At 40.7% G+C, this 22,613-nt stretch carries 13 protein-coding genes; 6 read left to right on the forward strand and 7 right to left on the reverse strand.

Translation table 11 applies throughout. From position 1 onward, the window contains the following. Nucleotides 1-62: 62 nt before the first annotated feature. The gene (locus Q4533_RS04200) at nt 63-590 is read right to left on the reverse strand and encodes an Lrp/AsnC family transcriptional regulator (protein WP_102437084.1); all 528 of its coding nucleotides are present in this window, start codon (nt 588-590) and stop codon (nt 63-65) included. A 229-nt stretch (nt 591-819) separates the two neighbouring features. Between Q4533_RS04200 and Q4533_RS04205 the strand changes: the two genes are divergently transcribed. From Q4533_RS04205 to Q4533_RS04225, 5 genes are all read left to right on the forward strand, one after another. Further along, on the forward strand, nt 820-2,973 hold the full coding sequence (locus Q4533_RS04205) for a TonB-dependent receptor (protein WP_303501998.1): 2,154 nt from the start codon (nt 820-822) through the stop codon (nt 2,971-2,973). A gap of 64 nt (nt 2,974-3,037) precedes the next feature. Continuing rightward, a complete protein-coding gene (locus Q4533_RS04210; protein ID WP_102476437.1) occupies nt 3,038-4,426 on the forward strand; it encodes a cytosine permease in 1,389 nt (462 codons plus the stop codon). A gap of 112 nt (nt 4,427-4,538) precedes the next feature. Next, nucleotides 4,539-5,678 carry a DUF917 domain-containing protein gene (locus Q4533_RS04215; RefSeq protein WP_303502001.1) on the forward strand — a complete coding sequence of 380 codons (1,140 nt, stop codon included), beginning with the start codon at nt 4,539-4,541 and terminating at the stop codon, nt 5,676-5,678. Between the two features lie 678 nt (nt 5,679-6,356). Then, nucleotides 6,357-7,304, forward strand: coding sequence for a diguanylate cyclase (locus tag Q4533_RS04220; RefSeq protein WP_303445593.1), 948 nt, complete (start codon nt 6,357-6,359; stop codon nt 7,302-7,304). A 231-nt stretch (nt 7,305-7,535) separates the two neighbouring features. After that, nucleotides 7,536-9,950 carry a bifunctional diguanylate cyclase/phosphodiesterase gene (locus Q4533_RS04225; RefSeq protein WP_303502003.1) on the forward strand — a complete coding sequence of 805 codons (2,415 nt, stop codon included), beginning with the start codon at nt 7,536-7,538 and terminating at the stop codon, nt 9,948-9,950. A gap of 182 nt (nt 9,951-10,132) precedes the next feature. Here Q4533_RS04225 and Q4533_RS04230 read toward each other — a convergent pair whose 3' ends face one another. From Q4533_RS04230 to putP, 5 genes are all read right to left on the reverse strand, one after another. After that, entirely contained in the window at nt 10,133-10,804 is a 672-nt protein-coding gene (locus tag Q4533_RS04230) for an oligogalacturonate-specific porin KdgM family protein (RefSeq protein ID WP_102437072.1), read from the reverse strand. A gap of 552 nt (nt 10,805-11,356) precedes the next feature. Then, entirely contained in the window at nt 11,357-13,912 is a 2,556-nt protein-coding gene (locus tag Q4533_RS04235) for an MMPL family transporter (RefSeq protein ID WP_303502005.1), read from the reverse strand. Between the two features lie 210 nt (nt 13,913-14,122). Next, entirely contained in the window at nt 14,123-15,559 is a 1,437-nt protein-coding gene (locus tag Q4533_RS04240; protein ID WP_303502008.1) for an MBL fold metallo-hydrolase RNA specificity domain-containing protein, read from the reverse strand. Between the two features lie 339 nt (nt 15,560-15,898). Continuing rightward, complete coding sequence (gene proB / locus Q4533_RS04245; protein WP_102437067.1) at nt 15,899-16,999, reverse strand: glutamate 5-kinase; 1,101 nt, start codon at nt 16,997-16,999, stop codon at nt 15,899-15,901. 9 nt (nt 17,000-17,008) lie between these two features. Then, entirely contained in the window at nt 17,009-18,505 is a 1,497-nt protein-coding gene (gene putP, locus Q4533_RS04250; protein ID WP_303502010.1) for a sodium/proline symporter PutP, read from the reverse strand. Nucleotides 18,506-18,968: 463 nt separating this feature from the next. On the opposite strand from putP, the gene Q4533_RS04255 reads away from it, so the two are divergent. After that, complete coding sequence (locus tag Q4533_RS04255) at nt 18,969-19,460, forward strand: MarR family winged helix-turn-helix transcriptional regulator (RefSeq protein ID WP_076543138.1); 492 nt, start codon at nt 18,969-18,971, stop codon at nt 19,458-19,460. A gap of 528 nt (nt 19,461-19,988) precedes the next feature. On the opposite strand, the gene Q4533_RS04260 is transcribed toward Q4533_RS04255, so the two are convergent. Then, nucleotides 19,989-22,574, reverse strand: coding sequence for an endonuclease (locus tag Q4533_RS04260; RefSeq protein ID WP_303502013.1), 2,586 nt, complete (start codon nt 22,572-22,574; stop codon nt 19,989-19,991). Nucleotides 22,575-22,613 lie beyond the last annotated feature (39 nt).

Raw genomic sequence — 22,613 nt, forward strand, 5'->3', positions numbered from 1 at the left:
AACCATGATACTTTTATCACTGTTTTATATAGCAAACAAAAAACACTGCATAGCTATTAAGCTTACTCAGCGCCACGGTCTACATCTTGACCATTATCATCTAACCACTTCAAACTTGATAACGGATAGCCTAAAAACCACTTACTGCGTTCAAGTACGATACGGGTCTTAATATTTTTGATACTTAGCTCTGATCTGTCTGAAAGCTCGGTACAGATCTCATTGAGTTTTTTGATATTGGGAAAGCAACTTAACGACATATAATCCACATCACCAGCAAGCTGCATGCAATCCATAAATTCTGGAATATCTTGAATAGCACTAACAAAGCGTCGCCGCGACGGTGCTGTGTTATCGGTTAAGGTAAACTCCACATAGGCCATCACGTGCTCACAAATCTGCTCTAAATTCACATCCGCATGAAAGGTTCTGAAATAGCCGGCTTCTTTTAACGATTTAACTCGCTGAAAACAAGCACTAGGTGAAAGGTTTACTTTTTCAGCTAATTCAATATTGGTCAAATCCCCCTCAAGATGTAGGGTCGCCAATATTTTTTTGTTGTAACTATCAATCTTTACTTTCTTTTTCATTTTCAGAAACCTAGTGTTATTTTATCTATGGTTTTCGCTACCTATAGTGGATTATCCATGATTAATTTGCAAAATGTCCCGTGTTTCCTCTCAAAGCGACAAATTTTTACTGCATTTTTGCTGCATTACAAAATATTATTTTCTGCCAAAGTCCCACAATGGTTATAACGGATCACACAAATGCATAATAACTACATATTTATGCAAGGAAGCCTATGAGGGCCAAAATATGAGTCATACTAATCGTCGTTTTTTCGCAAAATCAATATTAGCCACTGCGGTGGGTTTATCGCTTGTTAGTTCAGCCCACGCTGAGGACAATGAGCCACAAACTGTTGAAGCCACTAGCGGAATTGAGCGCATCGAGATTAGTGCTCGTGGCCGTGTAGAAACCTTACAGAATGTACCCGACTCGGTAACCGCTTTTAGTGCTGATATGATCCAAAACCAGCGTATTGAGAATTTTAGAGATGTTGCCGACCTCACCCCTAACTTAAGCCAGTTGGACAACTTCAGACCTGGCCTTGCCCGTATCACTATCCGCGGCTTAATTACCCCGCAAGTGGGCGATGCGCCGCTGGCTTTTGTGGTTGATGGGGTCACCGCACCCGATTTAGAATTTATTAACCAAGATTTAGTCGACATTGAGCGTATTGAAGTCATGCGCGGTGCACAGGGTGCACTTTACGGTAAAGGCGCCATTGGCGGCGCAGTGATTGTCACCACCAAAAAACCAACCGAAGAGTTAGAAGGCACCATTAAAGGCTCATACGGTAACGGCAATACCTATAATTTAAATGGCGTGGTATCGGGCGCGCTTAATGATGACAGCAGCGCATTTTTCCGTGTTGGCGGTTATACCAAAAACTCTGATGGCTTAATTGATAATGTGTTTTTAGATGAGCCAGCAGATTACTTTTCAGAAGACTCAGTGTTTGCCCAGCTTGAATTTGATCTCACAGACGACACCAGTTTAAACCTGCGCGGCCGTTACACCACCAGCGATTCCGGCTTTGCTTATTATCAAGGCGTCACTGAAGACAGCGCGGAAGACTTTGATATTGGCACCTCGCAAAACATCCGTAATAACGACCAACGTGATGTATATGAAGTCAGCGCCAAACTTACCCAGCATTATGACTTAGGTACCTTTGACTTTATCACTGCTTACAGTAGCTCTGAAAACAAACACTTTTACGATGGCGATTACTCCGCCGACCCGACCTTTATTGATGAAGATGATTTTTTCCGTGCCCCTTTTGGCACTGAAGGCTTATTTGATGTGAAATCACTGACGGTTGAATCACGCTTTACTTCTCAAAGTGATCAGGATTTAAGATGGGCAGTGTCAGCTTTCTATCAAGACAAGAAACGTGACAACAGCATTAACTTCTTTGACGACTTCTTAGGCGATGTGCCGCTAGACAGAGACGATTTTACCGATGAGATGATGTATCTAACCATCGCCGATAAAAACAGCAGCAAAGCCTGGGCATTATCAGGTCAAATTAACTACGACATTACTGACAAGTTAGAATTAACGGCAGCGCTACGTTTTGATAGCGACAAACGTGAGTCTTACGACCCTAACTTCCCTGTTGATACGTTTGCAGAGGATACCTTTAGCCAATGGCAACCTAAGGTGACTTTAGCTTATCAAATGAATGAGGAGTTGCTGCTTTATACTGGCTACTCAAAAGGTTTTAGAAGTGGAGGCTTTAACGAGCCCGCAGAAGGTATAAACCGTGTTTACAATCAGGAAGTGTCTGACAGCTACGAAGCGGGTTTTAAAACCACCCTATTCTCAAATAAACTGACCTTAAACGGTGCGTTATTTGTCATCTCCCAATCTGATGCACAAATTACCCAATTTAATGTCGACAGCTTTACCCTTGAAAACCTCGCCATTGATGACGTGCTCACTAAAGGCGCTGAAATCGAATTAGGCTGGGCTGCGACAGAAAACCTCAATGTACGTTTTAATGCAGGTTATATTGACTCAGAAATAAAAGAGTTTACAGATAGACCTGAGCTTGAAGGTGAATCACAAGTATGGGTGCCAGAATATACTTATAGTTTATCTGCAGATCATTATTTCCCTATTAGCTCAAACTGGTCACTGGTATCTCGAGCTGATATTCAGGTGCAAGGGCCACAATATTTTGATATTGAAATCCCACATGTTACTTCGTCAACCTTCACCTCAATTAATGCTGGGGTCGGTTTGAAGTCTGACGATTGGACAGTGCAGCTATATGTCAATAACTTAACTGACGAGCGCACCATTGAAGATATCTTCTTTTATGGTGATGGCGTAACCGATTTAGCCCGCATGCCTAATAAACCGAGAACATATGGTATCGAAGCGATTTATAATTTCTAAGGCAAGACATCGTCACTCCCATACAGGCCTCTAGATTAGGGGCCTATTTTTACAAGTAGAACTTATGCCTAACCGTCTGACACCTAGCGCTGAATACTGCGCAAGAAACAACCAAGAACACAGCCCTAAGCCAAGCTCTGAATATAGCTCTGAATATAGCTCTAAAAATAGTGCAAACAATGATCTATTTGATGATTATGCCACTCGCCCCGTGCCGCAAGATAAAACCGTCGGCGGCGTGCGCATTGGCATGATAAACGGTGGATTGGCATTTGCCGTGCCGGGTCTAATCACCGGGCTTGAGCTTGGCGGCGCGTTAGGCCTTAGCCAAAGTATTTACGCCTTTATTATTGGCGGCATTATTTTGTCAGTACTTGGCACTGTCACTGGCTTAGTTGGCATGCACAACCGCCTAACCTCATGCATGACCATGAAATTTGTCTTTGGCCGCAAAGGAGCAAACCTGCTCAGCCTTGCGTTTGTATTATCTTTACTGGGTTGGTATGGGGTTAACATCAATCTGTTTAGCGAAGTCTCTCAAGCCCTGTTTCAACAGTTATTTACTGTGACAGTGCCATTGTGGCTATTAGAAGTATCAGCCGGAATGTTAATTACCCTCACCACTATTTGGGGCTTTAAGCTGATTGAAAAGCTGTCCAGTTTATTCGTGCCGATTCTATTTATGTTAGTGGCTTATATGCTCTATAAAAGTGTCGGTTATGTCATCGCCCCAGATGCAGTTACTCAGTTTAACAGCATTGAACTCACCTTTGGTGAAGCGGTATCAGCCGTTGTCGGCAGTTTTATTGTCAGCGTGGTATTAATGCCTGACTTTAGCCGGTTTGCAAAAACCACCAATGACACCATTATCGCTTCATTTCTGCCATTTTTAGTACTCAACAGCTTCGTTTATATCGCTGCAGCCATGGCAGGTATTGCGGTGCAACAAAGTGATATTCTGGCTGTCATGCTCACATTAGGCATTGGCACTTTAGCGTTTATCTTGCTCATCATGTCGAGCTGGGTCACCAACGTGGTCAATTTATACAGCGCCGCGCTGGGTTTTAACGCCATAAATATTAGCTGGAAAGAATGGAAAATCATCGTGGTTTCAGGCGTATTAGGCACGATTATCGCTTCATTTAATTTACTGGCTAATTTTACTGACTTCTTATTTAGCCTATCGATTATCTTCACCCCTGTTGCGGCGATTTATGTGGTGGATTTTTTCATCGTACGTAATAAACAATCTTACCTGTTAAGTGAATTAAGCCAAGTTGCGGCGGTTAATTACCTTGCCGTTATCGCCTGGGCTGTGGGAATTGCAACCTCAATGCTGACCAATCATGGCCTAATCACCATCACAGGTATTGAAGTATGCGACGCCATTTTAGTCACCGCGCCAACCTACTATTTATTGATGCAAGCTTTTGCAAAAAAATCCATTGCTTAAGCCAGTAAATACATAGGAATGTTTTTGCTTCGCGGCACAAATGGAACACAAATTTTGCAGCGTTGGCATAAGATCAACACCATAAAAAGTTTAAGTTTAAGAGCTATTATTTATGAAAACACTAACAAGAGTTGACCTATCAGATATCTTGCACGGCTGCGCTATATTAGGCACAGGCGGTGGCGGTGAGCTAGATGAAGGCTTTTACTATATTGATAAAGCACTGGCTGAAGGTAAGACATTTAAGCTTGTTAGTGTTGATGATGTGCCCCAGGGCAAAAAGATTTGCACCCCCTATATGCTAGGGGCATTATCACCAATGACACCTGAAGAAGAACAGCAATATACCCGCTTACCTAAAAGCAGCAGCTCATCGATTATGACCGCATTTAGACGGTTAGAAAAATACACTGGCGATGAGTTTTATGGCACCATTTGCTGTGAATTAGGCGGCTCAAATACCGCTATTTCGTTTTACGTGGCCGCCATGGCTAATGGCTATATTATTGACGCCGATGTGGCAGGTCGTGCGGTACCTGAAATAACCCATTCAACCTACTATTTCAATAACATCCCTGCTGCGCCCATTGTCACCGCCAACGAGTTTGGCGAATGCTTTATTTGTGAAAATGTTATTGATGATTTACGCGCCGAAAACGTGGTAAGAGCCTTATCGATGATAAGCCGTAACGACATTGCTGCTATCGATCATGCGATGCCCATAGAGCAGGTTAAAGATGCGGTGATTAAAGGCACCATATCTAAGTCACTTGAAATAGGTAAAGCCTACCGGTTAGCCAAAGAAAACAACCAAGATATCGCCGATGCCATTGCCAGCCATGGTGGAGGCTATGTGGCCTTTAGAGGCTCAGTTGCTAAATATCAATTTAAAACCCAAGACGGTTTCACTCTTGGAGACATATTTATTGACGGCACAGGCCAACATCTCAATGACCGTTACCATATTGAAGTAAAAAATGAGAATTTAGTCAGTCGCTTAAATGGCGTTGTGGATGTCACTATTCCTGATTTAATTTGCTGCCTAGACATGGATAGCAATTGCCCTATCACTAACCCCAATGTCAGTTATGGCGTCAATGTTGCCGTTATAGTACTGCCAGCACCAAAAGAGTTTGTCACCGAAAAAGGCTTACAGGCTTTTGGTCCCGCTTACGTAGGCATAGATGCGCCCTACCAAGCTGCGGTAGAGCGTCATTTTTTGCAAGCGACTCATTTTGAAAACCATGACTAAATGCTTAAACAGGTTAAATTAATTTCTAGCTAAATCAAGTACTTAAATGCTCATAAATAAAAGCTAAATAGAAAATATGCGAAATAAACCTATTCATTTAACCATCATTAGGTTCATTTAATAGAGCAATAACCACAATTACTGCCACTGTTACCAAGTAATAATGCCACTGACAAATTGATCTTCCACTTTCTGCTACTTTGCCTGCTAGTTAAAGGTGATTTAGATGTTTTTCTGTCTATTGAGCTGTACAAAAACGTTCACTGATTGATAAGCATTTCCTCCATTGGATTAAGCTTTTAATACCCCATATAATTTCAAAAATAGGATTTTTATCTCACTTTAAGTTCTAAAAAGTATCGCTACTGATATTACCGCTATCTCGAGATACCTAATGTGAAGTCACCACAGTTGAACTAATCAATAAAGAGCTAACAACAGTCTAACCACTCGGTAAAACTAAACCATCACGCTTCCTATGGGATTAGTTAAAACCGCTATTTCGCCGAAACATAACTAACGCTGATGCTTTTTAAAGGATGTTTGCTAATATTAATTTAGTAGAGCAAGGATTGAGCTTATTAAACTAATAGAAAATCAGCATTTACTCGACTAACAGTAGCGCTGTGTTAGCAGCCCTAATTAGTTCGCGTAAATGGGATTATAGAAGGGTTATAAATGGAAATTTCAGACCTCATTGTGTCCCAACATGACGTTAAAGGCAAAATTTTGGTGGTCGATGACCAAATTGTTAATGTCAAAATAATTAAAAAATTATTGCAAGAAGACTATGATATTTTCATGGCGACCGATGGCGATCAAGTCATCGACGTATGCATGGGTTTACAACCAGATATGGTATTACTTGATATAGAAATGCCGACAGTAAATGGTTTTGAAGTATGCAAACAACTCAAAGCGAATCCACTCACGGCCAATATCGCCGTTATATTTATTACAGCTCATTTTGAAGAAGCCACTGAGGTAAAAGGACTTCAACTTGGCGCAGTAGATTTTATTCATAAACCTATTAACCCCATCATCACCAAAACCCGAGTTAAAAATCAATTGAGGCTCAAACAGCAATCGGATTTATTGCGCTCTTTTGCCATGTACGATGCGTTAACGGGTGTCGCTAACAGACGCCAGTTTGACCAGCGTTTTGCCGCAAATTGGCGCCATTGTGTTCGTGAAAAAGAGCCTATTTCCATCATCCTGTTAGATATTGATGTCTTTAAGCAATACAACGATAACTATGGCCACCAGCAAGGAGATAACTGCCTAGCCCAGGTTGCCAAAACAATACAACAGACACTGAAACGTCCTTGTGATTTAGTGGCACGTTACGGCGGTGAAGAATTTGTGTGTATTTTGCCACAAACTGATTTTTGTGGCGCTGAACATAAAGCCAAATCAATTGTCGATAACATCAACGCCCTAAAAATCGAACACGGCTTTTCAAATGTATCAGACTACATCACCATCAGTGCAGGCGTAGCTACCGTTGTACCTCATAAGGATATGCAGCAAGGTATGTTATTGGAACTTGCTGATAAGCAACTGTATCTTGCTAAATCGAATGGAAGAAACCAAGTCGCCAGCATAGAAATAAGCAATATTTCCTAGTGGTTATTATTTGTGATTTAACAGAATAGTTGGACATAAGAAAGTATAACTAATGGCATAAAGCTCATTTAGATTAAGTTTTTCATCACTGGTTTAGGAAAATATAAGCGATTTTGAAATGCAAATGAGCGCTAGCTCGAGTTTTTTAAATATTATTGGTGAATTACCCGCATAATGAGGTAGTTGCGACTATAGTTTATTATAAGCTTATGAATGGATTCGGGATGCTTTATGTCATTAGGACAATTTTTAAGGCCTTATGCCAAACTTTTATTGATTACATTGTCAGGATATACCTTTGTTTTTGCCGGTTTGCTGTCATTCGCATTTCAATTAAACAATGAGATACATGACTTTACTTCTCAAACCAATAAAATCTACCAACACCCTTTTCAAGTCAACGCCGCTGCGCATATTTCACGACAATCAATTACAACCCTAAGAAACCAGCTACTCTATGGCCTCATTGACCAAAGTAATATTAGGCGTGACACCTTTGTTGTTGAGACCGACAAAATACAAACTACATTGGCTGATAATTTAAACATCATCCAAACAAATTTTTTAGGTGATATGACCAAAGTCACTGAGGCAATTTCATTTACTTTACAGCTTCAGCGCATTCAACAAGATATTATTGAATTGCTTATAAACCATGACATTACAAATGCTGAAAAACTGATAAAAAATCAGGCTACCCCCTTGTATCAAGCTTTAATGAATAGAATGGACTATATCGTTGACTACTCTTCAAACAAAGCGGCTAATTTAGTAATACAGGCTCAACAAAGAAGTGAAAAGTCACAAACTACATTGTGGACCCTATTTACTGCATTTTCACTATTTACGATTTTGTCAGGCTGCATTACAGCCACAATGGTCCTAAGAAACTTATTTAACCGTGATAGTAGCCTGAGAAAAACGCATGAAGATTTGCGGATTGCTGCAACCGCTTTTGAAACCCAAGAAGGCATGCTGGTCACTGATACCAATAACAAAATATTACGCGTAAATCGCGCCTTTTCTAGGATTACCGGATATGATGCCGATGAGGTCCTTGGTCAAAATCCGAGTATTTTATCTTCCGGCAAACACAAAAAGCCGTTTTACCTACAGATGTGGAAAATAATCAAAGAGCACGGTTATTGGGAGGGTGAAGTTTGGGATAAGAAAAAAAATGGCGATATCTACCCACAAAAGCTCACTATCACTGCGGTCACTGATAATAATTCTGTCATTACCAATTATGTCGGCACCATCTGTGATATCACCCTTAATAAACAAGCTGAGAAAAAAATTGCCGATTTAGCTTATTTTGACCCATTAACTCGACTGCCAAACCGTCGTTTACTTATGGACCGCCTCAATCATTCTTTATTAACAAACAGCCGTCATAACCAAAAAGGGGCATTACTGTTTTTAGACCTTGATAATTTCAAAACCCTCAATGATACCTTAGGCCATGATATGGGAGACATACTCCTAAAAAAAGTGGCAAAACGGCTGGTACAGTGCATTAGAGAAAGCGATACAGTATCTCGTTTTGGCGGCGATGAATTCGTAATTTTAATTGAAGCATTAAGTGGTAAATCCACTATAGCTGCCACGCAAAGCAAAGATATTGCCAAAAAAATACTCGCCTCAATTAATTTACCCTATCAACTAAATGGCCATGATTATTCCATTAGCACCAGTATTGGTATTACTTTAGTTAAAAACAAAAATACCTCCGTTGATGAATTACTGAAACAAGCCGATATCGCCTTGTATAAAGCTAAAGACGATGGCCGCAATTCAATGCGATTTTTTGACCCCCAAATGCAAGCCAATATCTCTAATCGCGTCGCGCTAGAAGCAGAATTAAATCATGCTATTGAAAATAAACAATTTGAACTTTATTACCAAGTTCAAGTAGACAAGCATAACAATCCATTAGGTGCTGAAGCGCTATTGCGCTGGAATCACCCCAACAGGAGTCTTGTTCCTCCGGTAGAGTTTATTCCCGTTGCAGAGCAAAATGGTTCGATTATTTCAATTGGTCATTGGGTATTAGACGCCGCCTGTGCACAACTGCAATTATGGCAGCAAAATAGCTCAACTGAATCACTCACCTTAGCGATCAATGTCAGTGCGAGACAATTTCTCCAAGACAATTTTGTCGCAACAATAAAATCCGCATTAACATACCATAAGGTTCGCCCTGAATTACTGAAGCTAGAATTAACCGAATCAATTCTATTAAATGATATCGATAAAACCATAGTAAAAATGAACCAAATTGCTGCATTAGGCATTCAGTTTTCACTGGATGACTTTGGAACCGGCTACTCATCTTTACAATATTTGAAAAAATTACCTCTTTTCCAACTTAAAATAGATAAATCTTTTGTCGATGGTTTGGTTGAAGATAAGTGCGATCAAGAAATTGTCCGCACCATCATAGCAATGGCACATAATTTGGGTTTAACCGTGATAGCTGAGGGGGTAGAAGATGAATCACAGCGACAGATTTTATCAAAAGAAGGCTGCAGTCACTATCAAGGATATTTGTGTGGCAAACCTGAAACTATCGATAAATTTGAAGCTCGATTTTCACAACCTGATACGTCATCAACACCAGTAGCATTAACCGCCCTTTTTAACTGATTCAGTTTTAAAGGTTAATCAGAATAATTATCTGTCGTGATAGGAATTAACTTTTCAATAACTATCTAAAGCGATATCAGTTTGCAGAAAGCTTACCTTTGCAGATAAACCTTCATTCCTAAGCTTAGTGAATATATTGATAAAACTAAATGACCACTAACGCTGGATGAAATTATTATATCTTAATAACTATAAGTTAACCCTATTCGAGTACGTAGCTCACGATCAGGGCTATCATTACTGACATTAATATCACCAAATTCAACATAAGGTGTCCACTGGCCTATCTTACGAGCTACGGTTAGATTCAACTCATAATTGGTATCACCATTGTCATAAATATTGTAATCAACGGCCTTATATAAATCAGCTTCAAAACCAAATTTCCAATCGTGAGTGGTATAACCAAAACCTGTGGTCAATCGATGACGCTGCTTATCAACATCGGAATTATTTCTATAAAAGTCATGACGATAACGAGCTGTAATGGTTAAACCTTGAATGCTGTCAACGGCATAGTTTACTCGAATTTGCGGTTTATAGGTCATTCCTTTTTCACGGGCCTCAATGGGCATCCCTGGCACTATGGTCCAGTTATCGTTAATTTTAAAGCGATAATCTAAACCTAACTCCCAACCATTATTTTGGCTAGACTTCCTATCAGAACCATCTACAGGCTTAAATTTTAACTCGCCACTATAATTAAAATTACCAATACTGCTACCTATTTTGACCCGAGTCGACTCACCAGACTCAGCTCGAAATTCTTGACGAACGTTAAATGATGCAGCAGAAACGGTAGAGCAAGTAAACAGAGCGACACAGCCACACAAAAGCAGATTTTTAGCAGTCATTACAATAAACCCTCACATCATAGCTATGATACATCGAATTAAAAAGCCACTCATGTACCCAGTATAAATTCAATTAACAGCCTTAATAAGTAATACAATATTGTAAAATAGCACAGGTTTGTAAATTGAGATCTAGATCAAAATGATATAAACCACAGCAAAAACTCGCTAATTTACCGCCTATTTGCTTGCAAATGTTACGCATTCGTTCAACATAAGAGCGTAAACCCCTTGATATGTAAGCAAGGGCGCCACAAGTTGTTACCAACCTATTATCAGCACTGTTAGGAATAGTAGCCTTTTGTATTACAAATTTACAATTTTAGGCACAGAGGTTATTTATAAAGCACAAAAGTAACATGTAAAAAACACGCTGGTGATATGTAGAAATTCGACAGTAAAATATTGGCGATGAAAATGGCTTGCTTACGTTTTTAGCTTAAGTGCTAGTTATTATTGAGTATCGCTTAAGATTTGCATCAGGATTAAACAAGCCAATGTCCCTATCAGCATTTTTAAATAATAAAAATTTAAGCAAAGACCATAATAAGCTTATTTTAACGAATAGCCGGGCTGCATCTTTTTCACACTAAACAATAAAGCGGGTAATACCGTTAAACTGTAGAAAAGTAGAAAGCCGATGGCGATGGTGAGTAAAAAACCAATGCTATACATACCTCGGTGATCGGCCAGTAACAAAGAACCAAAGGTCGCCATTGTGGTTAGTGAACTTAGTACTGCCGCTCTTGGGGTTGATGATTGATAAAAGGCCCTCGCAGATCCCACCGCCCGAAAGCGCTCAACGATGTGAATACCATTATCGACCCCCAAGCCAAATATCAATGGAATGACAATGATGTTGGCCATATTTAGCGCCTGTCCACTCCAATGGGCAACAGCCATAGTTGATAAGGTGGTTAATAACAGCGGTATAAAAGTCAAAATAACATCGCGCTTATGTTTTAGCGCTAGCAACAAAATGACGGCTATCAGTAATAGTGAATAAGTGATTGCCTGCAAAAATGCGTTAATAATAATATTACCCACTTGCTGCTCGGCTACAGGTCTTCCGGTTGCATTGGGCGCTACGTCTTGTACAAGCTTAATAAATCTATCCAGCTGTTTCACATCACGCATATCGCCAGCAGGGTAAGCCACCACTAATAAATATTGCTCGTTTTTATATCGCTGAGCTAACACCGTAGGAATATCATCATAGCTTGGAATTGGGGCTTGCAATAACTGAGTTAAACTTTGCTGCATAACTTGTAATGGCGCCAATGCATGTTGATTAATTTGACTCACAAGGGTGAATTCATCATTATTTTTAAGCCAATCTAAGGTACGTTGCGCAATCACGCCTTGGGCATAATCAGCTCTGACTAGGTTTTGTTGCAAGCTTGCAAGGCTATCTAATGACTCTATTGGCGCATTGGCGGCTGCTAATGTTTGCAACAATGCTGCCTGTTTGGACGCGCGATCAGTGGCTAAAAAAGAGTTGATTGAAATCACATTGCTCACTTCAGCTAAACCAGACAATTGTGATTGCCACTTGGCCGCTTGTTGTCGTGATGTCGCTAGCATCATCATTTGATAGCTTGAGGTTAAGCCTTGTTGTTGAATTTCTTCAAGGGTTCTAACCGATTCAGACTTCACCGATTTTAATACCAAAGTCGAGAAATCAAATTCCATTTTACTGGCACCATAGCCAGAAATAGCTAAGGCTATCACGGCCAAAAAAACTACCATTTTGTGATGTTTAGGCAACCAGAAATCATCGTCGCTGGCATATTGGAACTGAGTATCACCCTCTTCAGTCGCTATGTTAGCCTTAAAACCATGCGCTCGAGGATAGCCACAAATAAAGAAAAAAGTCGGAATAACGATAAAGGTTGCCAGCAACCCCATTGCCATCCCCGCCGCTGAAATAACCCCTAATTCAGCAAGCCCGGTATAAGCTGTAGGATAAAAGCCAAGAAACCCTATGGCAGAGGTTAATGCGCACAAACTAAGTGGCGTAAAAGTGCCGCGAATTGCCGCAATCAAGCTGGCATAATTGGTAGGCTGTAGTGCTTGCTCTTCTCGTAATCGCAGACAAAAATGAATCGCAAAATCGACACCTAAACCAATAAACATCACCAAAAATACAATGGAAATGGTGTTGTATGAACCAACCAAAAATAATCCAAGTGCGAGCGTCCACACCAACCCAATAATCACGGCCACATAGCTGGCAACGATTATGCGCAAAGAGCGAATACCAAATCCCAATACTACAATCAAGCCTATCAGCGACATGGTCCCCGCTAAGGTTACGCTATTATTGGCGTCACTGATTTCATCATAGTCCAACGCCGTCTGACCAGTAATGCGAATTTGCACTGCGTCATTATCACTGTATTGATGGATAATATTTTGTGCGGTTTCGATGATATATTTATTCGGCTGTTTTTGATCGTTTTGAGGCTGTGCATTTAAGGTGATAATTTGATAAATAGTACCACGACTTGGTGGCATCAATACCTCAAACCAGTCAACACTGCCCTGCTTTGCCGCCAGTTGGTTTAATACGTTAATTAACAGCTTCGCGGCTTTAATGTCATCAGTTTCAATAGCATGATTTAATTGTGCTAATAGTTGTATCCCAGCATCATTTTGCCCAGTAGTGCCATTAGCTTCAACTGACATGACCGCCTGAAGTTTTGGCATTATGCTGGCAACATTGGCATTAAAATCAATAAAGTCTTGCTCGGGTAATAACCACAAGGCTTGCTGCTTAAGCCATGACAAGGTTGCTGGCGCAAATACGTCGTTAAATAAGGGCTGTGCAGAAAAGTCTGCTTGTAGCGCTTCAGTCATAGTTTGTACTTGCTGATGATTGTCACCAGAAACCACAATGACCAGACCATTTTCAGAGTCGCCAAATTCATTTACCGTCTTAGTTAAGTTGTCCTTCCATGGGGCATTTTGTTGAACGAGACGATCTAGGTTGGAGTCAACCACGAAATTATTTTTACTGTAGATAATAGCAATGGTGGTCATTAGCCCAATAAAGAGCAATGACAATATAAACGGCAATGTTTGTTTTGAAAAAAACCAATGTTTCACAAGTGAGCTTCGCAGATAAAGTGGATAGCGACATTATAGTCTTGATAATCATCCATGTGGCAATGACATAAGCAACAACAATGATAATTTGTCATTGGGAAAGGCTGTAATGAACATATGTATTAATGTGCATTCGCAGTCAACGTCAGCACAAAACACTATTGCTCAATGACAGCATTGCTCAATTACAGCACCGCTGGATAACGCCATTCAACACCAAACCAGTTGTGGTAGGCCATTTAAATCCAGTTTATCGCCATGGGCTGCTATCGCAAGCGCTTGGGGGGCAGATGATTTATCTTGCTGTATTGCATCCACTAACCCTTGCTGCGCCGTGGTTTCACCGTGGACTAATATCAATGGTGGTTGATGATTAAAATGACGATACCAGCGCAGTAATTCAGCTTGATCGGCATGGGCAGACAAGCCGCCTATGGTATGCAACTTAGCAGCAACTTTAACCGATTTTCCGCGAATAGTCAGTTCAGGCTGACCATCTACCAGCGCTCTGCCCGGCGTGCCTTCTGCTTGATAACCACAAATAATGACATCACATTCTGGGCGCCATAAATTATGCTCGAAATGGCAACGAATTCGCCCGCCGTTACACATACCGCTACCGGCAATGATAATCAGCCCCTTATGTACTTCGTTCAGCAGCATTGACTCATCTGTGCTTTGGGTAAACTCAACATTAGATAATAGTGGGTGCTCACCTGGATGCATGCGGGTAAAGCGTTTAAAGTCTTCATCCATTAGCGGGTAATTATTGATATACACTCGGGTCGCCTCAATAGCCATCGGGCTATCTAAGCAAATTTTCCAACGGGATAAATCCCACTCTTTGGCATACAAATGAAATAAATACAGCAATTCTTGTGCTCGCCCCACCGAAAATGCTGGTAGCAATATATTGCCGCGACTTTCGGTTATCGCTTTGGCAAAAATTTGTTTTAACTCAGCAATGGTTTCATCCCAACTACGGTGTAAACGGTTACCATAAGTACTTTCCATTAAGACTAAATCAGCATTATCAATTAAGGTAGGGTCTCGTAGAATCGGCATGCCTGCACGGCCAAGATCACCACTAAAGACTATGGCTTTCTGCTGACAGCCCTCACCTAGTTGTAACGAAACAATAGCCGAGCCTAAAATATGCCCAGCATCAAACAGTCTTACACTAACATGGGGCACGATTGGGTTTTCGACTTGGTAATCGAGCGGCACGAACTGCGATATCGCCTTATCAACATCTTGTTGATCAAATAAAGCGGAGATTGGTTCGAGCTGTTGTTTCTTACGCTTCTTATTCAGCCGTTCATTATCGCGCTGCTGCAGCATGGCGGCATCTTTTAGCATTACAGTGCACAGTTCAGCAGTGGCTTTATTGGTATAAATAGGGCCATCAAAACCTAACTTTGCTAATAAAGGCAAACGGCCGGAATGATCAATATGGGCATGACTTAAGACCACCGCATCGATAGTGCTTGCCTCAAAAGCAAACGGCTCATGATTCCGAAGTTCAACGGCTCTACCACCTTGAATTAAACCGCAATCTAACAACACTTGTTTACCGTCGATAGTTAATAAATGACAGGAACCTGTTACCTCTTGAGTTGCCCCTAAAAAACGCAGTGTCATTTCCATGGTAACCTCCTCGGTTTTCCCTTGAGTCGTTCCTTAATCATAGACTATGACAATAAATTAGATGCGAATAAGCCATTGGTAAGTGCATATAATTAACAGATAGAGAAGTGCTAAGAAAGTGAGTATGGAGAAAGAGTCAATAAGTTAAAAACACACAGGCAACAACCCACTTAAAGTAAGTGATTAATAGCCCTTTAACCCGATAGGATCTATTACAACAATCAAACGAGAAAGGCTATTTTTGTAATTTAAGTCAGTTACTTAGTTGCATCAACTGCATCAATTACAATAGTGCCCTAGCGGCGTGATATACATTGGCTGATAATATTAAGATTAAACTCATGTTCTCTGCAAAACGGCGAGATTTATCGGTGAAATGATTGAGTTGTTTTGTGGTTGGCTAGCTACATTTTCACTCGTGTTAGCTTGTTGAGTGAGATAGTTAAGCAAACAACTGCTGTAATTAGATGTGGCCTTTGCCACTTGTGAGCCATCATCAGTGCGGATTAAAATAGTATCACCCACTGCAAACTCGCCTTTTACCGAAAGAATACTAGCACTGGTGATCACATCATCATGCTGACTAATCGCTGCATGTTGATCTTCAATCACCACCTCACCTCGCTCGCGGACAGTATGAGTCATCCAATGCTGCTCTGGTGACATCGGGGTTTTACAAGACACAAAATGCGAGCCTGGGTTTTCATCTTGCAGCAAGGCGCTAAAAGTTTGATGATTAAAGCCATTAACTACATAAGTATCAATGCCATGAGCAACCGCTTTTTCAGCCGCCTCTATTTTGGTTTGCATGCCGCCAGTGCCCATTGAGCTGGTTGCACCGCCTGCCATTTGATAAATAGACTCGTCAATAACATCAATGGTTTTAATCAATTTAGCATCAGCATGTTGCTGGGGGTTTTTATCAAACAATCCATCAACGTCAGTACAAAGGATTAAGCCATCTGCCCCTGTTGATGCCGCAACCATAGCAGCGAGATTATCGTTATCGCCAACTTTTAACTCTTCAGAGGTCACCGTATCGTTTTCATTTACGATAGGTAATACCCCATGCTCCAATAAGGATTCTATGGTTTCTTTAATACTGGCATAGCGTTCTTTATTACATAAATCAGCATGGGTCAGAAGAATTTGCGCAGTGGGAAAGTCAAATAACTTATCCCAAACTGCCATCATATTGGTTTGTCCGGCTGCTGCCATGGCCTTTTTTAGGGCAATTGACGGTGATTTAATATCAATCCATTGACGACCAGCAGCAACTGAACCCGAAGAAACCAAAATAACTTGCTTTCCCTGCTTACGACAACGAAGTATAAATTGCGCAATACTCAGCAGGTGATGCGAACTACAACCGTTGTTTTCAGGGGCAATTAACGCACTACCCACCTTTATCACCAATCGTTGATTGGATTTAATAGACATGAGTAGACCTTATGATAATTGTTGAATTAATTGATGATTAACATCTTTAAATGTTTTTTGGATCTCAGCAGATGGCGCTTTGGTTATTAAACTCACTAACCAAATCGATACTGCACTGATGAAAAAGCCCGGCAGCATTTCATACACTAAACTGCTTAAGGTTTCACCATTAGCTAATACAGGTGCAAAAATCCAAAATAATACCGTCACAGTACCAGTAATTATGCCGGCTAATGCCCCTTCATAAGTCACCTTTTGCCATAACAAACTAAATAAAATCAGCGGACCAAATGCCGCGCCAAAGCCTGCCCAAGCATTACTGACAATAGATAAAATACTACTCGATGGGTTCATTGCGATAAAAGATGCCACAACAGCTACACCAAATACGCAAAGTCGGCCAATATTCACCGCTGTTTTATCAGATACTGCTTTTTTGCTGTAAGCACGATAGATATCTTCTGTCAGTGAACTTGAAGACACTAGCAATTGTGAAGAAATGGTACTCATTACCGCCGCTAGAATTGCCGCTAATAAAAAACCGCCAATTAAAGGATGAAATAACACTTCAGAAAAGAAAATAAAGATAGTTTCAGGATCGGCAAGCGTGACTTCAAATTTACGCGTATAAGCCACCCCCGTTAAACCCGTCGCTAAAGCGCCAATAATGGTCACTGTCATCCAGCTCATACCAATCCGGCGAGCTGTTTTGATATTTTTAACAGAGTCTATCGCCATAAATCGAACAATAATATGCGGTTGACCAAAATAGCCCAGTCCCCATGCCAAGCTAGATAGCAGCGATACCAGAGTTAAACCAGATAAGCTTTCACTAAAAGAAGGAATCATCTCAAGTGAATAATTCATCATACTTGATGGACTATCAAAATGCGTGAACGCCACAACAGGCACTAAAATAAGGGCAATAAACATAATCACACCTTGGACAAAGTCTGTCATGCTTACGGCTAAAAAGCCGCCCATCAAGGTATAAGCCACCACCACTAGCATGGTAATAACAACGCCAGTTTGATAGTTCATTGCAAACGCGGTTTCAAATAACTTACCACCGCCAACAAGACCTGCTGAGGTGTATAAAGTGAAAAATATGATGATGACTACAGCTGAAATGAGGCGGATAACACCATTTTCTTTATCAAATCGTTTACCAAAAAAATCTGGCAAGGTTAACGAGTCATTGGTTTTTTCGGTGTACAAACGCAGCTTAGGCGCCACAAGTTTATAGTTAGCCCATGCGCCAATCACTAAGCCTAGTGCAACCCAAATAGTATCAAACCCTGAAACAAAAATGGCACCGGGTAATCCCATTAGCATCCAACCACTCATATCAGATGCACCAGCAGATAATGCGGTCACTTGAGGGCTAACTTGGCGGCCGCCAAGCATATATTCAGAAAGATTAGCTGTGGATGTTTTTGCGGCGTAGATACCGATAGCTAACATGAGTACAAAATAAACCCCTAATGAAATATAGGTATATTCCATTATTTACCAGCCTTATTTATTTTAGTTAGCGGATAAAAAATATAAGTACTAAGAATTAACCATAAACATATTAATCCCACTGTATGTTTCGCTATTTCAACTGAACGTGTTGTTAATTGTTGCAGATAACTGGGACTGTCACATGAACTGGTTTCGCCTTGCATTTAATTCTACCTCTAATAATTAGTACTCTAACTATTATGTTATAGAATTATTACACTAAGATCAACCGAGCAAATTTCAAGCTGATATTTTACAGTAGCTTAATGACCGCTAATTCTTACGACATGAAAATAAATCATTTGAGTTAATTCCATTTTTGAAAAGTGGTTATTGTTTAAAAGCGAAAATGGTTAGTATTCGACTCGAAAGCAGCTAAGACTTATTGCTAATAGACAATATGGACTGATAAAAAATAAGGTTAGTGTTATCCTACACTCATGGCTAATAACTAGAAGAAGCAATGGAAAAATACGAAGAACTATTAATATCGATACGTAAAGTGATTCGAGCAATTGATTTGCACTCAAAACAGTTGAATAAAAAGTCTGGTATAACCGGGCCTCAATTAATGATCATGCAAGAAATCGCCGGTATTAATGGTGTTACAGCGAGTCAAGTGGCTAAAAATATCAACTTGAGCGCTGCAACTGTGACTAACATTTTAGACCGCTTAGAAAGCAGAAATTTAATTCAAAGAGTCCGAAGTGAGCAAGATAAAAGACGGGTTAGTTTATATTTATCTGATGAGGGCAAGGCTTGTTTACTTGAAGCGCCAAAGCCATTGCAGGAGCATTTTATTCAAAATTTCTGCGCATTAGAAGAATGGGAACAGTCTCAGCTTTTATCATCAATGCAACGTATTGGCTCTATGATGGATGCCAACGAACTCGATGCAGCGCCAGTACTTGAGGTCGATCCCATTTATAAAAGCACTGAATTACCTGCAGAATAACCATCACAATGGTTTAAGAATATAGCCAATTGATAAAGTAGAGGGGTAAAATGGAACTTATAATATCCCTCTATTTACGTAAATCAGCCTCCACAGTCAAAGTTCTGAGTTCAGATAATCACTGCAACGCTATAACGAAGATTGCCTGCCACTAATCTTAAAGTTCACTCAGCATGATGACAGGCAGTCATAACTCTTAAAAGCTCAACCTGATTGAAGTGACTGCTTTCCGTTACTTTCGTTAACCCTCTTCCCATATAGAATTTTAAGGCCAATATTCAGGCCTAATTCCAGGTGGCGCATGCCCACCAGGTTCTTTACCTATGGATAAGAATGTACTGACCTTTATCAAAAAAATGAATGAGACAAAAAAAATCAATTGAAAATAAAAAAGTCCACCAGCACAAAGCAGGCTTTGTACTAGTGGACTTTTATTAAGCCCTTGTAATTGGGCTAATTTAATCTTTACCGTTTATTTCTAAGCTATATATTTCTCAAATTTTAACTCAAAAATAAACCTTCAAAAGCTTAAGATTGACGTCGACGCCATAACAGCGGTAATAACATTAGCAAGCCAGCGCCTAAACTACCTGCACCATCAGGCTTGCTCCAACCACTCTCTTGTTGGTTTTTCACATCAATACTGACATTGGTGCTGTATTGCTCTTCGCCATCACTCACGAAAAGTGTAAACACTAATGTTTGATCAACATCAACGTCAGGTGCAGTCACATTCAGCACTAAACCATCAGCAGTGTAATCCGCACTCATACCTGAAACTTGTGTCCAGCTATATTGTAATCCTTCAGGTTCATTGGCTATGGCTGCTGTGATCACTGTGCTGTCACCTTCATTTAACTCAGTTGTACCACTAAAGCTAATATCAAAGGCTAATGGCACATTGACCACAGTTACACTGACGACTTGTGTAGTTTCAAGCGTGCCATCACTTACCGTTAGGGTAAATTGTAGTGGCGTATCGCTAATTATTTCAGGTGCTGTTAGCGCAAGAATTGAACTTGAAGCATCAAACTCTAGCTCTGGACCTGCTGTTTGCTCCCAGTTAAAACTAAGCTCAGCTTCGTCTTTAGCAACGGTTTCAGAAGCATCAATAATAAATGCTTCACCTTCGTTAACAGATTCAGGCGCAGCTATGATCACATCAACATCTAGCTCTGGCTGAAGTGGATCATCACATTGCTCACCATAAACCGCTTGTACCCATTCAGGGTAATCTACATAAGGGTTACGGTTGCCTTGATAGGTATAGATTGCATCGTTACGCTGAACATCGGCATCATCGACAGGATCTTGATGGTGCCAAGAGTAAAGCGTACATAACTTGCCATGAAGCGGTTCATTATTAGAAACCTCATCACTCGTTGTCATGCGGTCAACAGCAATCAAATCTGGCATATTAGAATCGTTACCTTGATAACGAGTATCCATATACATGATCATCCGCGCCACATCACCTTTAACTTCATCTCTTGGCTCAAAACAGCGACCGCTAGAATCAACAAAATTACCCGGTGCATCTGCGATTTCTGTAGCAGTATCACCACATTCAGCAAAATCGTAATTACTGCGAGTAGAGTTAACCTTCACATTCGTTGGACGTAAGTGATGTGCATCGGTGTAACCAAGTTGAGACTCACTTGGGAAACCATGACTTTTAGCCCAAACGTGTTCACGGTTCCATTCGTCTGCAGCGTTGGCTCCTTGGCTATTATTTTGCTTTGATATTGAGTTACCAGTATAAAGCTCAATAACGTTGCTCCTGTTTGCCGGATCTTCATCTGAGTAAGTCAGCGCTGTCCACACTTCTTTATAGCTCAATTGCTGATGACCATTAGCAATGGTAATTGAAATCGCATCTTTCATTGCTTCAGCATCGTCAAAGCTACCGCTAAGTACGTCGGTATAATAAACGTTAGGCTCAAAAGCATCAGGATCTGCGACAGGTGTTAGCTCGACACAATTATTACAAGGTGTTGGATCGGGTTCTGGATCTACTGGTGTATCACCACAGGCAACTTCGCCCATACAACCTAGACCATCAGCAGTGTCTATATCAAAGGTAATCCACTGATTATTTGTCCCAGGGAAGTCACCGTAAGCATCGCTGTCACCTGCAGTGATGCTAGCTTTACGTCTTAAGGTTTTATCTTTGGTTGAGAAGTCTGGATCATTTGGATCTGTCCACTCTGAACCAGGGTCTTCACCTAACTTGCCTAAACGGTCGATAACCACACCGTCTTTAAATAGCACTAATGCATCATTACCAGTAAAAGTAGTAATGGCATTAGCTGCGATACCAACTAGTTTAAATTCGTCTGCTGCGCTGCTGTTAAAAAATACCAGGCTTTCACCTGCAGCCAAAATACCTTCTAGCGTTTGGCTACCGTTAGGGTCAACGCTACCATTTGCATATAAACTTAATTTGTATTCAGAAGCATCTAAATCAATCTCGCTACCGCCAATATTAGAAAGCTCAATAGCTCTGTTACTACCACTGCCTTCTACATATTCAGTGATTAACAACACACCTGGTTCTGCGACAAAAGTACAGGCAGCCTCACCAATACAGCCTAAGCCATCTACAGTGTCTTTAGGCTCTGTAGTCCAATCATTTTCGTCGAAAATAGCTTTAGAAACCATAGAACTAGAGCTATTGATACGTCGTAATGAAACATCTTTCCCCCAGCCAGCAGGGGTTGGTACTGCACCAACGATATCAATTACTAGGTCACCATTTAATAACCCAACAGCATCGGTTCCATTGTGCTGAAGCTCGCCAACCATATCCGTGACACTAGCATCAAGGTCCAATTCAGCATCAGCATGTCTAACCACTAAAATACTTTTTGCAGGAATTTCTTCATTTGAAAACACGACCATATCTGATGGAGAGGTATCTCCATCTTTGTAGCGAACAAGTTTATAGCCATTTAGAGATTGCGCGGCATCACCGGAATTGTAAAGCTCAATCGCTTTATTAAAACCACCACCTTCAACATACTCGGTAATGATAAGATCAGCATTGGCAGTTGTTGACGCAGCTGCTAGCAATAGGGTAACTGCTTTAGCAACGGCATTAATTTTATTATTCATAGTGTTATCTTTTTATTAGGTGGTGAGGTGTCACCGAAG

Origin of the sequence: Shewanella sp. 6_MG-2023, from assembly GCF_030547195.1 — a bacterium.
Classification (GTDB): Bacteria; Pseudomonadota; Gammaproteobacteria; order Enterobacterales; family Shewanellaceae; genus Shewanella.

Excerpts from the sequence above, each read along its gene's own strand:
- Q4533_RS04260 (WP_303502013.1), bottom strand. The coding sequence starts at position 22,574 with ATGAATAATAAAATTAATGCCGTTGCTAAAGCAGTTACCCTATTGCTA.
- Q4533_RS04220 (WP_303445593.1), top strand. The coding sequence starts at position 6,357 with ATGGAAATTTCAGACCTCATTGTGTCCCAACATGACGTTAAAGGCAAA.
- Q4533_RS04230 (WP_102437072.1), bottom strand. The coding sequence starts at position 10,804 with ATGACTGCTAAAAATCTGCTTTTGTGTGGCTGTGTCGCTCTGTTTACT.
- proB (WP_102437067.1), bottom strand. The coding sequence starts at position 16,999 with ATGTCTATTAAATCCAATCAACGATTGGTGATAAAGGTGGGTAGTGCG.
- Q4533_RS04255 (WP_076543138.1), top strand. The coding sequence starts at position 18,969 with ATGGAAAAATACGAAGAACTATTAATATCGATACGTAAAGTGATTCGA.
- Q4533_RS04240 (WP_303502008.1), bottom strand. The coding sequence starts at position 15,559 with ATGGAAATGACACTGCGTTTTTTAGGGGCAACTCAAGAGGTAACAGGT.
- Q4533_RS04215 (WP_303502001.1), top strand. The coding sequence starts at position 4,539 with ATGAAAACACTAACAAGAGTTGACCTATCAGATATCTTGCACGGCTGC.
- Q4533_RS04210 (WP_102476437.1), top strand. The coding sequence starts at position 3,038 with ATGCCTAACCGTCTGACACCTAGCGCTGAATACTGCGCAAGAAACAAC.
- Q4533_RS04200 (WP_102437084.1), bottom strand. The coding sequence starts at position 590 with ATGAAAAAGAAAGTAAAGATTGATAGTTACAACAAAAAAATATTGGCG.
- putP (WP_303502010.1), bottom strand. The coding sequence starts at position 18,505 with ATGGAATATACCTATATTTCATTAGGGGTTTATTTTGTACTCATGTTA.
- Q4533_RS04205 (WP_303501998.1), top strand. The coding sequence starts at position 820 with ATGAGTCATACTAATCGTCGTTTTTTCGCAAAATCAATATTAGCCACT.
- Q4533_RS04225 (WP_303502003.1), top strand. The coding sequence starts at position 7,536 with ATGTCATTAGGACAATTTTTAAGGCCTTATGCCAAACTTTTATTGATT.